Source organism: Acidovorax sp. GW101-3H11 (assembly GCF_001633105.1).
Lineage (GTDB): Bacteria > Pseudomonadota > Gammaproteobacteria > Burkholderiales > Burkholderiaceae_C > Acidovorax.
Map to the genome: position 1 here is coordinate 325,157 of NZ_LUKZ01000012.1, position 14,347 is coordinate 339,503.

Annotated in this window: 12 protein-coding genes; 4 read left to right on the forward strand and 8 right to left on the reverse strand. The window is 67.7% G+C overall.

Annotated elements, in window-relative coordinates:
- Positions 1 to 20: 20 nt before the first annotated feature.
- Positions 21 to 950 carry a LysR family transcriptional regulator gene (locus A1D30_RS14060; RefSeq protein WP_063461332.1) on the reverse strand — a complete coding sequence of 310 codons (930 nt, stop codon included), beginning with the start codon at positions 948 to 950 and terminating at the stop codon, positions 21 to 23.
- A gap of 118 nt (positions 951 to 1,068) precedes the next feature.
- On the opposite strand from A1D30_RS14060, the gene A1D30_RS14065 reads away from it, so the two are divergent.
- Positions 1,069 to 2,109 carry an SDR family oxidoreductase gene (locus tag A1D30_RS14065; RefSeq protein ID WP_063461333.1) on the forward strand — a complete coding sequence of 347 codons (1,041 nt, stop codon included), beginning with the start codon at positions 1,069 to 1,071 and terminating at the stop codon, positions 2,107 to 2,109.
- Here the strand turns inward: A1D30_RS14065 and A1D30_RS14070 are convergent.
- Entirely contained in the window at positions 2,063 to 2,896 is an 834-nt protein-coding gene (locus A1D30_RS14070; RefSeq protein WP_082836453.1) for an NUDIX domain-containing protein, read from the reverse strand. The genes A1D30_RS14065 and A1D30_RS14070 overlap by 47 nt on opposite strands.
- Positions 2,893 to 3,876, reverse strand: a complete 984-nt coding sequence (locus A1D30_RS14075; RefSeq protein WP_063461334.1) for a quinone oxidoreductase — start codon at positions 3,874 to 3,876, stop codon at positions 2,893 to 2,895. The genes A1D30_RS14070 and A1D30_RS14075 overlap by 4 nt, the downstream gene beginning before the upstream one ends.
- A gap of 468 nt (positions 3,877 to 4,344) precedes the next feature.
- Here A1D30_RS14075 and A1D30_RS14080 point away from each other — a divergent pair, with 468 nt between their 5' ends.
- Entirely contained in the window at positions 4,345 to 5,244 is a 900-nt protein-coding gene (locus tag A1D30_RS14080; RefSeq protein WP_063461335.1) for a DMT family transporter, read from the forward strand.
- A gap of 108 nt (positions 5,245 to 5,352) precedes the next feature.
- Here A1D30_RS14080 and A1D30_RS14085 read toward each other — a convergent pair whose 3' ends face one another.
- The 3 genes from A1D30_RS14085 to A1D30_RS14095 all read right to left on the reverse strand — a co-directional run bounded on the left by A1D30_RS14085 (position 5,353) and on the right by A1D30_RS14095 (position 10,130).
- Positions 5,353 to 8,037 carry an EAL domain-containing protein gene (locus A1D30_RS14085; protein ID WP_063461336.1) on the reverse strand — a complete coding sequence of 895 codons (2,685 nt, stop codon included), beginning with the start codon at positions 8,035 to 8,037 and terminating at the stop codon, positions 5,353 to 5,355.
- A gap of 4 nt (positions 8,038 to 8,041) precedes the next feature.
- Positions 8,042 to 9,121 carry a TRAP transporter substrate-binding protein gene (locus A1D30_RS14090; protein ID WP_242421888.1) on the reverse strand — a complete coding sequence of 360 codons (1,080 nt, stop codon included), beginning with the start codon at positions 9,119 to 9,121 and terminating at the stop codon, positions 8,042 to 8,044.
- Between the two features lie 169 nt (positions 9,122 to 9,290).
- Complete coding sequence (locus A1D30_RS14095; RefSeq protein WP_063461337.1) at positions 9,291 to 10,130, reverse strand: SDR family oxidoreductase; 840 nt, start codon at positions 10,128 to 10,130, stop codon at positions 9,291 to 9,293.
- Between the two features lie 64 nt (positions 10,131 to 10,194).
- Here A1D30_RS14095 and A1D30_RS14100 point away from each other — a divergent pair, with 64 nt between their 5' ends.
- Complete coding sequence (locus A1D30_RS14100; RefSeq protein ID WP_063461338.1) at positions 10,195 to 10,812, forward strand: SH3 domain-containing protein; 618 nt, start codon at positions 10,195 to 10,197, stop codon at positions 10,810 to 10,812.
- Between the two features lie 10 nt (positions 10,813 to 10,822).
- Positions 10,823 to 11,815: a M48 family metalloprotease gene (locus A1D30_RS14105; protein WP_242421889.1), complete on the forward strand. Its 993-nt coding sequence runs from the start codon at positions 10,823 to 10,825 to the stop codon at positions 11,813 to 11,815.
- Between the two features lie 42 nt (positions 11,816 to 11,857).
- Here the strand turns inward: A1D30_RS14105 and A1D30_RS14110 are convergent, their stop codons facing one another.
- Both A1D30_RS14110 and A1D30_RS14115 read right to left on the reverse strand, forming a co-directional pair.
- On the reverse strand, positions 11,858 to 12,742 hold the full coding sequence (locus A1D30_RS14110; RefSeq protein ID WP_063461340.1) for a DMT family transporter: 885 nt from the start codon (positions 12,740 to 12,742) through the stop codon (positions 11,858 to 11,860).
- Between the two features lie 263 nt (positions 12,743 to 13,005).
- Positions 13,006 to 14,304, reverse strand: coding sequence for a DUF3422 domain-containing protein (locus A1D30_RS14115; RefSeq protein ID WP_063461404.1), 1,299 nt, complete (start codon positions 14,302 to 14,304; stop codon positions 13,006 to 13,008).
- Between the last annotated feature and the right edge of the window lie 43 nt (positions 14,305 to 14,347).

The following is a 14,347-nucleotide window of genomic DNA, read 5'->3' on the forward strand; positions in this document are numbered from 1 at the left end:
GCCCCGCAGAGAAAAAACCGTCAGGCCGCCACGCCCGCCCCCTCCTCTGCCAGCCCCGTGTACTGCAGCAGCCCCGCCACCAAGGCATCAAACGTATGCCTGCAGCGTGGGCTGTTGCGCAGGTCTTCGTGCATCACCACCCAGGTGTCCAGCGCGGCATTGAACTGCTGTGGCAGCACCCGCACCAGCTGCGGCGTGCGCCGCGCCAGTTCCACCTGGCATATGCCAATGCCGCCGCCCGCGCGGATCAGTGCCAGCTGGACCAGGTCGCTGTCGCTGCGCAGGGCAAAACCTTCGCGGCGCCATGGGGGAAGCGCCTTGCGGGCGGCGCGGATGAACGGGGTTTCCTGGTCGAAACCGATCAACCGGTGGTGCGCCAGGTCGAGCAGCGATGTGGGCGTGCCCTGCGCCTGCAGGTAGCTGGCGTGGGCATGCAGGCCCAGCGCCACCACGCCCACGCGGCGGGCAATGAGCGCCTCCTGGCGGGGCTCGGTCATGCGGATGGCGATGTCGGCCTCGCGGTGGAGCAGGTCCTGCACGCGGTTGCTCAGGGCCAACTCCACGGTGAGCCCTGGGTGCCGGGCCTGCAGCTGGGCCAGCAGCGGGGGCAGCACCTCCACGCCCATCACCTCACTGGCCGTCACACGCACGGTGCCCCGCACGCCCTCACCATGGCCGCTGGCGGCCCGTGCCAGGGCAGCGGCCGAATGCTGCATGGCCTCGGCGTAAGGGCGCAGCGCCTGCGCGGCGTCCGTGGGCAGCAGGCCTTGCTGCGAGCGGGTGAACAGGGTGAGCCCCAGGGCGTGTTCCAGCGCGGCGATGTGGCGGCCCACCGTGGGCTGGGTCACACCCAGGGCCCGGGCGGCGCCCGACAACGAACCTTCGCTGAGCACCCCCAGGAAGGAGCGGTACAGCTCCCAGCCGATCGATTCTGCAGGGGGTTGAGTCATACATAAATGTATAGCCTCACTTCTATTTTCAGCAATTTCTTTTTGAAGGGCCGCGCTCCACACTGGCACCCATCAACACGGCAACGGCCACATCCACGGCCACACAAGGAGCACTTTCATGGAACAAGGCAACAAGGTTCTGGTTCTGGGCGCCACCGGCGGCATTGGCGGCGAGGTGGCACGCCAGCTGCGCGACCGGGGGTGGGAGGTGCATGCGCTGCACCGGGGTGTGGCGCAGGCCCGCGAGCAGCGCGAGGGCATGACCTGGGTGCGTGGTGACGCGATGCGCCGAGAGGACGTGGTGGCCGCCGCCGCAGGCTGCGACGTGATCGTGCACGCGGTCAACCCACCCGGTTACCGGCGCTGGGGCGAGCTGGTACTGCCGATGATCGACAACACCATTGCTGCGGCCAAGGCCACCGGGGCCACGGTGGTGCTGCCCGGCACGGTCTACAACTATGGGCCCGATGCCTTCCCGGTGCTGCGCGAGGATGCACCGCAACAGCCCCACACCCGCAAGGGCGCCGTGCGGGTGGAGCTGGAGCGCCGCCTGCAACAGGCCACCCAGCCCCACCCGCTGGGCCCGGGCACCTGCCGCGTGATCATCGTGCGGGCGGGCGACTACTTTGGCCCCCAGGTGGGCAACAGCTGGTTTGCGCAGGGCCTGGTGCGGCCGGGCCAGCCTGTGGCCAGCGTCAAGCAGCCCGGCCGCCCCGGCGTGGGCCACCAGTGGTCCTACCTGCCTGATGTGGCACGCACCATGGTGCTGCTGCTGGAGCGGCGCGCTGAGCTGCCCGCGTTTGCGCCCTTCCACATAGCGGGACACTGGGATGCCGACGGCACGCAGATGGCCGACGCCATCGGCCGCGCCGTGGTGCGCAGCGGCGGCGCGGCGCCCCGGGTGCAGGCGTTTCCATGGTGGCTGGTCACGCTGGCATCGCCGTTTGTGGCGACCTTGCGCGAGCTGCGCGAAATGCGCTATCTGTGGCAGCAGCCGGTGCGCATGGCCAACGACCGCCTTCTGGCTGTGCTGGGCACCGAGCCCCATACCCCGCTGGATGTGGCGGTGCAGGCCACGCTGCAGGGGCTGGGCTGCCTGCCTGCAGCGCCGCTCACTGCCCCAGGTAGCCCGCGATCACCAGGCCAGCTTCCAGCGTGAACAGGCCCTGGGCCACCTGCGTGCGCAGCGCATCCAGCGGCAGCAGGTCAAAACGCTCGACCTCGTCATCCTGGTTGTGGGGCTCCATGCCCTCGGGAACCTGGGCGCAGAACCAGTCGATGCGCTCGCGCATGTAGCCCGCGCCGCCGCCCTCGCGGCTCGGGCGGCTGAAGTCCACATGGCCGCCGTGGCGCAGGCCCTGCAAGGCCTCCACCCGCAGGCCTGCTTCTTCCCAGGTTTCGCGCGCCAGGGCCTGGGGCAGCGAGTCGGCGGCCGAGACCATGCCGCCCATCAGCGTGTCCCACAGGCCGGGGTTGTTGGGTTTGGTCATGGAGCGCTTTTGCACCCACATGCGGCCATCGGGCGCCAGGCCCACCAGGTGCACGGCGCGGGTGGTGACGCCCAGCACCCGCACAGCGCCACGCTCCACCGTGGCCACCACCTCACCGGCGGGGCTGCACACGGCCAGTTGTTCGTTGCGCCAGGGGCCACACAGGTCTGCGTCGCGCAGGGCTGCGGCCAGGGTGTTGAGCGCCTCCGTGGCCGCGCCCATCGGCACATCCAGGTGCCAGGCGGGCGCGCCAAAATGCTCATTATTTGATAGCTTAAAGCGCTTATCCAGCAGGCGGTGGAGGCCGATTTGGTTCAAAAAACCTTCCGCCACCGATCCCACCACCTGCCCGGCCACCAGCAGCGGCTGGCGCGGCTGGGCCGGCGGCTGCTGCGCCGACGCGCGTGCGCCCGCCAGCCAGTGCTCGAACGCGGGGTTCTGCACGCCGGTGTTCACAGCGTGAGGATGGTGCAACCCGTGGTCTTGCGCGCCTCCAGGTCCCGGTGGGCTTGCTGAACCTCGGCCAGGGGGTAGCGCTGGTCGATGTGGATCTTGACCTGGCCGCTGGCCACCACGGCAAACAGGTCGTCGGCCATGGCCTGGGTGGCTTCGCGCGTGGCGATGTGGGTGAACAGCGTCTGCCGCGTGACATAAAGCGAGCCCTTGGCACCCAGGCTGCCCGGCGCAAACGGTGCCACCGGGCCCGAGGCGTTGCCGAAGCTGGCCATCAGGCCGAAGGGCCGCAGGCACTCCAGCGACTTGTCCCAGGTGTCCTTGCCCACCGAGTCGTAGACCACCTTCACGCCCTTGCCGCCGGTGATCTCCTTCACGCGGGCGGCGAAGTCCTCGGTGCTGTAATTGATGGCATGCGCGGCGCCGTTGGCCAGGGCCAGCTGGCACTTGGCGTCCGACCCCGCCGTGCCGATGAGCTGCAGGCCCAGGGCCTTGGCCCACTGGCTGGCGATCAGGCCCACACCACCGGCGGCGGCGTGGAACAGCACAAAATCGCCGGGCTCCAGCCCTTCCACCGGGCGCGTCTTTTTCAGCAGGTACTGCACCGTCAGGCCCTTGAGCATCATGGCCGCGCCGGTCTCGAAGCTGATGGCGTCGGGCAGCTTGCATACGCACTTGGCGGGCATCACGCGCACCTCGCAATAGGCGCCCGGCGGGTTGCTGGCATAGGCGGCGCGGTCGCCCACCTGCAGGTGCGTGACGCCTTCGCCCACGGCCTCGATCACGCCCGCGCCTTCCATGCCGATGGTGGCGGGCATGGTGAGCGGGTACAGGCCGGTGCGGTGGTACACGTCGATGAAATTGAGGCCGATGGCGTGGTGGCGGATGCGGACCTCGCCCGGGCCGGGGTTGCCCACGGGCACATCGACAAGGTGGAGTTCTTCGGGTCCACCGTGCTGGCGGATCTGGACGGCGAGGGTCATGGGTGGCTCCTGTAGCGATCGAACAAACGAAAGAATGGAAGGGAAGTACGGCCCAGGCCGATACCCACCAAAACGGCGGCCATCCTGCCACGAATCGGCGGACCATGCCCGCCACCCTGCGTGGCTGTCCGGCACTTCTGAGAGCCTGTTCAAGGTCTTTTTGGAGTCGCACAAGTACCTTGCCGGGATGGGATGCTAGGCGCGGTGCGCAGCCGATAGCCCGTGCTATCGGCAAGCGCCGCAACGCCGCAGACCGCCCGGCAAGGCACTTGCCCGCAGGGTTGGAGTGAAATCGGGCGATTGGACGCCCCGGCTGCTTGCACGGGCATGAGCCCATGCGGCACACCCGAAGCATCCACTCATCCCGATTGCACTCCAATGCGATCTCCAAAAAGACCTTGAACAGGCTCTAGGGGCGTTGCCACCGCATGCTGCAGCGCAGCGCGCGCACCGTTACAGTGCAGCCCCATGACTCACAAACTCACACCCGGCACGGCCGTGCTGCTGGTGATTCCGCCCCTGCTGTGGGCTGGCAACGCCGTCACGGGGCGGCTGGTGCATGACCTGATTTCCCCCGCCGCTCTCAACTTCATCCGCTGGGTGCTGGCCTTTTTCATCCTGCTGCCGCTGGCCCACGGTGTGCTGCGCACAAACAGCCCGCTGTGGCCGCACTGGCGCCGCTATGCGCTGCTGGGGCTGCTGGGCATTGGCCTGTACAACGCGCTGCAGTACATGGCGCTGCAGACGTCCACGCCCATCAACGCGACGCTGGTGGGTTCGAGCATGCCGGTGTGGATGCTGGCCGTGGGGGCGCTGTTTTTTGGCGCGGCCGTGACGCGGCGCCAGGTGGTGGGTGCGCTGCTGTCGGTGTGTGGCGTGCTGCTGGTGCTGAGCCGGGGCGAATGGGCGCAGCTGCTCGCGTTCCGCCTGGTGCCGGGCGATCTGTTCATGCTGCTGGCCACCATTTCGTGGGCGTTCTACAGCTGGCTGCTGGCGCGCACCAGCGAGCCGGGCAGCATCCGGGGCGACTGGGCGGCCTTCCTGATGGCGCAGATGGTGTTTGGCCTGGCCTGGTCGGGCAGTTTTGCCGGGGCCGAGTGGGCCACCGGCCACACGCACACCACCTGGGGCTGGCCGCTGGTGGCCGCGCTGGCCTTCATTGCCGTGGGCCCTGCGGTGCTGGCCTACCGCTGCTGGGGTGTGGGCGTGCAGCGGGCGGGGCCTGCGGTGGCGGGCTTTTTTGTCAACCTCACGCCGCTGTTTGCGGGGCTGCTGTCGGCCGCATTTCTGGGCGAAACGCCCCAGGCGTTCCACGGCGTGGCGTTCGCGTTGATCGTGGGCGGGATTGTGGTGTCTTCGCGACGCTGAGGCCTGTCGATTTATTGATAAAAATCGGCCTTACCGCGCGCCCATAATGCATTTGTAGCTATAAATAATATAGCAATCACTGCACTCCATAGCCCCTCACCCTCCCCCTCAACTGGGCAGATCGATGTCTTCGGCGGTGGTGGTGACCGGCTCCAGCAGCGCCTCCAGCTCCGCCACGGGGACGGGCCGCCCCATCAGGTAGCCCTGGAAGTAGGTGCAGCCGTACTGGGCCAGCAGCTTCTTTTGCGCCTCGGTTTCCACGCCTTCGGCGATCACGTCCAGCTCCAGGTTGCGCGCCATGCCCAGGATGGTCTGCACGATCACGTCGTCGGTGTGCCGCACGCCCAGGTTGTGCACGAAGGACTGGTCGATCTTGAGCTGGTCCAGCGGCAGCCGCGTGAGGTAGGCCAGCGACGAGTAGCCGGTGCCGAAGTCGTCCACCGAGAAGCGCACGCCCTTGGTCTTGAGCGTGCCGATCTTGGCGATGGTGTCATCCACGTTGTCCAGCACCAGCGATTCGGTGAGTTCAAGCTTGAGCAGATGGGGGCGCGCGCCGGTTTCGCGCAGCACCTCGACCACCCGGGCCACAAAGTCACGCTGGCGGAACTGCCGCGCGCTCACGTTGACCGAGAGCTGCAGGTGCTGCAGGCGCGGATTGCCCTGCCAGGCGGCGAGCTGCTCGCAGGCGGTGCGCAGCACCCAGTGGCCCATGGGCACGATGAGTTCGCTTTCTTCCGCCACGCCGATGAAGGCCCCCGGCGCCACCAGGCCCCGCTCGGGGTGCTGCCAGCGGATCAGCCCCTCGGCGCCCACCATGCGGCCATCCAGGTGGAACTGCGGCTGGTAGTGCAGCACAAACTGCCGCGCCGTGAGCGCCGCCTGCAGGTCGGCTTCGAGCTGCGCGCGCAGGCTAATGCTGATCTGCATCTGCGGATCAAAAAAGCACAGCGCGTTGCGCCCCTGCGACTTGACCTGGTACATGGCGATGTCGGCCTGCTTGAGCAGATCGACCGACGACTGGATCGCGCCGCCCATCAGCGTGGCGCCGATGCTGGGCGTGCTGTGGTGGGCATGCCCCCCGAGCGTGTAGGGCACGTTGAGCTTGCGCAGGATTTTTTCGCCCACGCGGCGGACATGGGCGCCCGCCTCTTCGCTGCTGGCCGACAGGTCACTCAGCATCACCACAAACTCGTCGCCGCCCAGCCGGGCCACGGTGTCCTCGCGCCGCACGCAGGTCTTCAGGCGCTGGGCCACCTGGCGCAGCAGCATGTCGCCCACCTCGTGGCCCCGGGTGTCGTTCAGGGTCTTGAAGTGGTCCAGGTCGAGGAACAGCAGGGCCCCATACTGCCCGCTGCGCGCACTGGAGGCGATGGCCTGCTGCATGCGGTCCATGAGCAGGCGGCGGTTGGGCAGGTTGGTCAGTGGGTCGTAGAACGCCAGGTTCTCGATCTCGGCACTGGCGCGCCGCAGGGCCGTCACGTCGTGGTAGCTGATGACCAGGCCACCGTCGGGCGTGGGGCGCTCGGTGATCTGGATGGTGCGACCGTTGGAAAAAACCTGTTCATGAGGTTCGTTCTGCGGCTGCTTTTGCCGCAGCAGCCGCTGCTCCACCCAGCGCGCATGCTCTTCGTCGGCCAGCCGGGGGTGGTGGTGCTTGACGGTTTCCTCGATCACCGCACGAAAGGGCAGCCGGGGGGCGACGATGCCCCTCAGCCACGGGAAGATCACCTCGAACTGGCTGTTCCACTGCACCACGCAGTTGTTCTTGTCGAGCAGCAAGAAGCCGCTGACCATGGACTCCAGCGCCTGGTCGAGCGTGGCCTTGGACTGCGCAATGGCCACGCGGGCCTGCGAGAGGCGGTCCAGATAACGAAAAGCCAGCCCCCCCGCCGCCAGGATCATGGCCACAAACACCAGCGCGGTCAGCCCGATCGCGTCGCGCTGGTCACGCCAGCTGCTCAGTGCCTCGTGCAGCGGAATGCTCGCGGAGATCCGCAGGTCCTGGTACAGGATGGGACGGAAGACCACCAGGGCAGGAGCCCCCGTGAGGCGCGCCGGGGCCTTCCACTCCTGGCCCAGGTCGGCCAGCTCGGCCAGCGGCGGCGCCAGCGTGGGGGCGATGACCTCCTCGCGGCCCGGCACGCCCAGCAGCAGCTGCCCGCCAGCCCGCTCCAGCGTGACCTGCAGGCCGCTGATATCTACGCCCTGGAGCAGCACCGCGCTCAGCGCGCCCACCGGCAACTCGGCCACGGCGGCCACGCGCGTGTTGTCGGCCAGGCGCAGGTGGCGCGCGAAATACAGAACCCGTTCGGAGCTGGCAAAACTCACCACCGGGGCGCTGACCATCAGGGTGGACACCGACTGCTCCAGCACGGACTCCAGAAAGCCTGCCGGCAGTTGCACGGCCAGCGCGCCACCGGCCGGATCGGACGACGCCATGGTCTTTCCCGTGGTGTCCAGCAGCGCCACATAGCGCACCATCAGGTTCTGCCGGGTGGAGCCGCGCAAACGCTGACTGGCCGATTCCGCATCGAGCCAGGGCGCGGTCATGTTCGACAGGTTGAGCAGCTCGTCCATGCTGGCCAGCAGCACGTCCACCGTCAGCAGCGAGCGGTTGAGCGCCGCCTCGGCCCCCGCCACAAAGCGGGTGGCCTGGGCCTCGCTGTCGTTGAGCGCCACCTTGCGGGCGTTCCAGGCCACAGCGGCTGCCACGATGGCCACGGCCACCACAAACACCACAACCGCAGCCCCGACAAAGGCCTTGATGCGCAGTGGTGTGATGGGTTCTCTCATTGATTTATTTGACAGGCGCGGCCAGCAAGCCACGCGCGGGGCCAATCGTCTGGTTCCAGGCCTGGGCACAGCGCGCGCCGCAGCGCTGCACCCAGCGCGGCAGCACGGTGGAGGCCAGGATCTCCTGGCGGCTGCGCTCATCCTGAGGCGAAGCAGGCACCACCACCATCGCACCCTTGGTGCCGCCGGTGCAGGTGGGCGCGCCCCGGTTGCAGGCCAGGCCTTCGGCGGTTTCGCGCTCGGACTCGGCCCAGATGGCGGACTCCAGCCGGGGCAGCTCGCGCTTGAGCAATTCGCGCAGGTCGGCGGGCAGGCCCGCCCAGGCCGCCTGGTTGGCGCCAAAGATGGCCAGGCCCCAGGTCACGGGCAGGGTGTGCACATGGGAAGTGAGTGTGGGCAGGCCCAGCATGTTGCCCGACATGGTGCCCGTGATAGCGCATTCGGTATTGCCCGCCGTCAGGCTGGGCACGATCTGCGAGAAACTGGTCAGCACCGGCACACCGCCCAGTGCGCCCACAAAGTCGGCCTGCGTGGAGGACGAAACCCGAACGCGGCGCCCCGACAAATCAGACAGCGTACGCAGCGGCTTCTTGCAGAACACCACCTGGGCTGGGTAGACATAGATCGCCAGCGCCTCCACCCCATGCTGCTCGCGCAAGGCCTTTTCCAGGTAGGGGCGAAAGGCACCCAGGGTGGCCTTGAGGGTGGTGATGTCGGGGTTCAGGCCCGCCAGGTCGGGGGCGGTGTACTCGGGGTACTGCGAGGTGAATGAACTCATCAGCGTGGTGCCAAACGGCACCACGCCCAGTTGCAACAGGCGCAGCATTTCGTTGCCGGGCACCCCCGCCCGGTCAAACGGCACGATCTCTGCCTGGAACCTGCCACCACTGAGGCGGGACAGCTCTTTGCTCCAGAAGGGTTCCTCCTGGCGCGTGTACTGGTTCACACCCGCCAGCCCACCCACCACCCGCAGCTTGTACGGCGCAGCAGCGCTGCTGCCAGGGGGATCGGCCGCATGCACCCCGCCCCATGCAACCAGCGCTGCACACAAGAGCAGTGCCTGGCGGCGAAGGTGGGAGGTCAAGGTGCGGGGGGTGGTGAACATGGCAAACAATGGCGAGCAGTATTCCACCAATTTTTCAGCCCCCAAGGCAAATTGTCGGCAAAACGCCACGCGTGAGCCTTTGAGAGAACTGGTGCGTGGCATGGGGCCTGGTAGCTGCAGCAACCCTGTCACTCGCCGCCCTGTGCCGTCAGAAGGTGCCCGGGTAGGCGCCACCATCGGCCAGCACGTTCTGGCCGGTCATGTAGCCCGCCTGCTGGCTGCACAAGAAGGCGCAGATCGCCCCAAACTCTTCGGCCGTGCCATAACGGCCCGCCGGAATCTGCGCCTGCTGGACGGCACGCACATCCTCCACGCTTTTGCCCGCCTTGCCTGCAGCCGCCGTCACGGTGGCCGCCAGGCGGTCGGTGTCGAACTTGCCAGGCAGCAGGTTGTTGATCGTCACGCCCCGCGCCGCGATCTTGCTGCGCGACACGCCCGCCACAAACCCTGTGAGGCCACTGCGCGCGCCGTTGGACAGGCCCAGGATGTCGATGGGCGCCTTCACCGCACTCGACGTGATGTTGACGATGCGGCCAAAGCCCCGCACGGCCATCCCATCCACCGTGGCCTGGATGAGTTCGATGGGCGTGAGCATGTTGGCATCCACTGCCTTGATCCAGGCATCGCGGTTCCAGTCGCGGAAGTCACCGGTGGGTGGCCCCCCGGCATTGGTCACCACCATGTCGAAATCCCGCCCCGGGCCCCCCGCCACGGAGAACACGGCCTCGCGCCCGACAGGGGTCGTGATGTCTGCTGCCACGGCCAGCACTTTGGGCGTCTGAATTTCAGACTCCTTGAGCCCCTTTGCGCGCGCCTGGCTTGCGCATTCAGCTATCAAACGGGTAGCAGCCTGATCGAGTGCCTCGGCATTGCGGGCGTTGATGACCACATGGACGCCCTCGCGCACCAGCGCCAGCGCACAGCCATAGCCCAGCCCCTTGCTGGCGCCACACACCAGCGCCCATTTGCCTGCGATACCCAAATCCATAACAATCTCCGGTTACGGTGCTGCACCCCGCAGCCCTGGCAAATCATAAGTGGAGAGTTGCAAGATGAAATGGCTGCACCGTGACGCACTGGCCACTTGGTTGGCTGGGGCCGCACTGGCCCTGGTGGCGGGCGCCGCGCCTGCCCAGGAAGCTGCCGTGGTCAAACGCGCCACGCAGCTGCGCGACAGCCCCGCGGACAACGGTGCCAGCGTGGCCCCGCTGGAGGCCAACACGGTCGTGACACGCAGCAGCGAGCGCAAGGGCCCCTGGACCAAGGTGAGCACTCCCCAGGGCGCCACGGGCTGGGTGCACATGTTCGACCTGGGGCCCCAATCGGGCGCGGCTGCAGCCAGCAACAACACAGCCACCGGCGGCCTGCGGGGGCTGGGCGGCCTGTTCGGCGGCAACAGCGGCATAACCACTACAGCAACCTCCACAGTGGGCATTCGCGGCCTGGACGCTGAAGACATTGCCAAGGCACAACCCAACCCGGCCGCTGTGGGCAGGGTTGAAGGCATGCGGGTGAACGCCGACCAGGCACGCCAGTTCGCCAGCTCCGCGTCGCTGCAGGCGCGGGACGTGCCCGCCATGGCGCAGCCCGCCCTGCCGTCCGGGGGGACCGGCAGCCGCTCCGGCGGCAGTTCCGGCAACCCTTCGGACCCCAACTACAGCCCGAACTGAGGAGATGAACATGCACCGGAATTTCGGCTGGAAACGTTGTGCAGGGGTGGCCGCCCTGCTGACTGCCCTGGCGGCGGTCCCCCTGGCGGCCCACAGCCAGAACGTCATGAACAACCTGCTGAACTCCCTGGGCGGCGGACTGGGCTCAGCCATCACGGGCGGCAAGGCCGCACCGGCCGCGCAAGGGGACGATCTGATCAGCCTGCTGACCCAGTCGCTGAACAACATCGACGAGCCCAAGGAGATCGAGATCGGCCGCCAGTTGGCCGCCCTGCTGCTGGGCGCCAAGCCTGCCCACCCGGACATGGCGCTGCAACGCTACGTGAACCGCCTGGGCCGCTGGATCAGCCTGCAATCGCCCCGCCCCGGGCTGCCCTGGACCTTTGTGGTGCTGGATGATGCCGGGTACAACGCCTTCGCAGCACCCGGCGGTTATGTGTTTGTGACCAAGGGCCTCATCGACCGCTGCGCCGACGAGTCCGAGCTCGCGGGCATCCTGGCGCACGAGATCACACACGTGACCGCCAAGCACCACCTGCAGGCCATCCGGCAGAGCGCCATGGCAGGTGTGGGCACCCAGCTGCTGGCCTCGCAGATCCGCACCAGCAACGTGGCGGGCCAGCTTGTCAAAGACCAGCTGCTGTCGCTGTTCCGCACGGTCTACACCAAAGGGCTGAGCCAGTCCGACGAGTTCGAAGCCGATCGCAGCGGTGTGGCCATGGCGGCCAAGGCCGGGTTCGACCCGTACGGGCTGGTGTCGGTGCTGCAGCAGCTGCGCACCGTCACACCAGACAACCCGATGTTCACGCTGACCATGTCCACCCACCCTGCCGCCCAGGCCCGCCTGGACTACCTGGAGCAATCCATGGGCCGACAGCTTGATGGGCTGGGGGGCTCCCGGGCGACGATTGCGCAGCGCCTGGGCGGTGGTGGTGGAGGCGGTGCACCAGCCGCCCCCGCACCTGCCAACCGGCCGGCGCCCGCAACAAAAAAGGCGGGTTGAGGAGGCGCCAGTACCCTGCTGCCAGGGTGCGGCGGCCTCGCTTCAAGCCCCCGGGCGGCGCGCCAGGCGGGTGAACACAAAGATCCCCGCCACCACCAGCGCCGTGCCCGCCGCCACCCAAACGGTGAAGGGCTCGCCCAGAATCCACACCCCCATCAAGATGGTGGACAGCGGCCCCACCATGCCCGCCTGGGCGGCCATGCCCGCACCAATGCGTTCGATGGCCATCATCACCATCAACACCGGCGCGGCCGTGCACAACGTGGCGTTGAGGACAGACAGCCAGATCACCTCTGGCGCCACCACGGCAGCTTCCAGGGGCCGCAGCACCACAAACTGCACCAGGCAGCACAGACAGGCCACAGTGGTTGCCAGCCCCACCAGGCGCAGGGAGCCGAGGCGTTGCACCATCTCGCCGCTGTAGACCAGATAGATGGCGTAACTCACGGCGCTCAGAAACACCAGCAGCGCCCCCCAGGCCACGTTGGGGCCCTGCAGATTGGCCTCATGGCCAAACACCAGCACCACGCCGCAGTAGCTGACCAGCATGCCTGCAGCCTGCGCCCAGCGGATGCCACGGCCATACAGCAACCAGCCCAGCAGCACGACCAGCGTGGGGTTGAGGTACAGGATGAGCCGCTCCAGGCTGGCGCTGATGTAGGCCAGCCCGGCAAAGTCCAGAAAGCTCGCCAGGTAGTAGCCCGTGACCCCGAGGCCCAGCACGCCCAGCCAGTCCTTGCGGCTCAGGGGCGGCTTGCCCCGGCTGGCCCACCAGGCCATCACGGCGAAGATGGGCAGCGCAAACAGCATGCGGTACATGATGAGCGTGACCGCGTCCACGCCGTGGCGGTACGCCAGCTTGACGATGATGGCCTTGCCACTGAACGCGATGGAGCCCGCCAGCGCCAGCAGCAGGCCCGACGCCATGTGCGCCTTGGCAGTAAGTGCTGGGGTGGGGTGCTGCGGGGATGGAGAGGGGGCTGACGACACGGGGCCTCGATTTTTGTCAGAACAAGCGCGGGCGGAACACACTGCTCACACGCTGATCGCGAGCCGTCGAGTGTGACAGGCATCCCCCACCGGCGCCATCGAAGCTCTGTGTGGGCACCCCCTTCATCAACGATGGCCAGAAGTGACGCAGGCCCCACACCGCACCATCTCACCACCACCCCATCGCGCGGTTGGACGGCTCAGCCGTGCTTGAGAAACACCTTGTGATGCAGGCGCCGCAGCGACCACCACACGCCCACGGCCACCACGGGGATGGCAATGGCCGCCGTGGTTTCGGGCGACAGGGGCCAGCCCAGCTTTTGAGCGCCTTTGGCCAGGTAGCTCACCAGGCCCACGATGTAGTAGGTGATGGCCGCCACGGACAACCCCTCCACGGTGGACTGCATCTTGAGCTGCAGGTCCTGGCGGTGGTTCATGGTGGCCAGCAGCGCCTGGCTGCTTTGCTGCTGCTCGATCTCCACACGGGTGCGCAGCAGGTTGCTCATGCGCGAAACACGCTGCGAGAGTGCGTCCTGGCGGCGCGCAGCCCACTCGCAGGTGCTGCGTGCGGGGGTCAGGCGCCGGTCCATGAACTCGCGGATGGTCTGCATGCCCGCCAGGCGCGATTCGGCAATGTCTTCAATGCGCTTGTCCAGCAACTCGAAATAAGCACTGCTGGCCGAAAACCGCGAATGCGAGGCGGCATATTGGCTCTCCACCTGCCCGGCCAGCCGGGTCAGGCGGTCCAGCAGGACTGGTTCGTCGTCGCGGTTGGCGGTGCGGATGGCGTTGGCCAGCTCGGCCAGCTCACGCTCGGCAAAGGCCAGCACACTGGCTGCTTCGCGGGCGGCAGGCAGGCCCAGCAAAGCGGCCATGCGGTAGGTTTCAATCTCCAGCAGGCGCTGCACCAGACGCCCCAGGCGCCTTGGCGTCATGCCCCCTGCCAGCAACACCATGCGCGAAAAACCGTCCGCATGGATCGCAAAGTCGGTATAGACCTCGCCATGGCCATCGGCCACGGTGGAGGCCACCAGCGTGTCCTCGTGCAGCACATGTTTGACCAGCGAACCCGAGCCAAAAGTGTGCGTCGGCAACACCCACAGGTTCAGGCTGCACAAACACTGCCCGGGCAGGGCGGCCAGCCAGTCGCGGGGCACGGCCTCCATGGCGCTGGCGGGCTCGCGCTCGCCAAAAGCCTCCATGGGGGCGGGCACCATGAAGGTCCAGGTGACGAACTCGGTGTGCAGCTCCCAGCGCATGCGAAAGGCGCCCAGGTCCATCCGCAGGTGGGTGGTGTGGGCATCGGGCAGGGCCATGTGGTGGTCGCGCAAAAGCGCGGCAACATGGGCGCGGCTCGCCTCGCGCCCAGCCGCATCGGCCAGCATCACGATGTGTGCAATGGCCAGGGGGGCATTCATCGCCTCGGGCGGGCGGGCGTGGATTTCGTTGTGCAGCATGGCCCGGTGGGGGTGCTGCGCGGGATGGAATGGTGTGGGCATGCGGACCTCTGCCTGCGATTGTGTACCGGCGGCAGCTGCAACA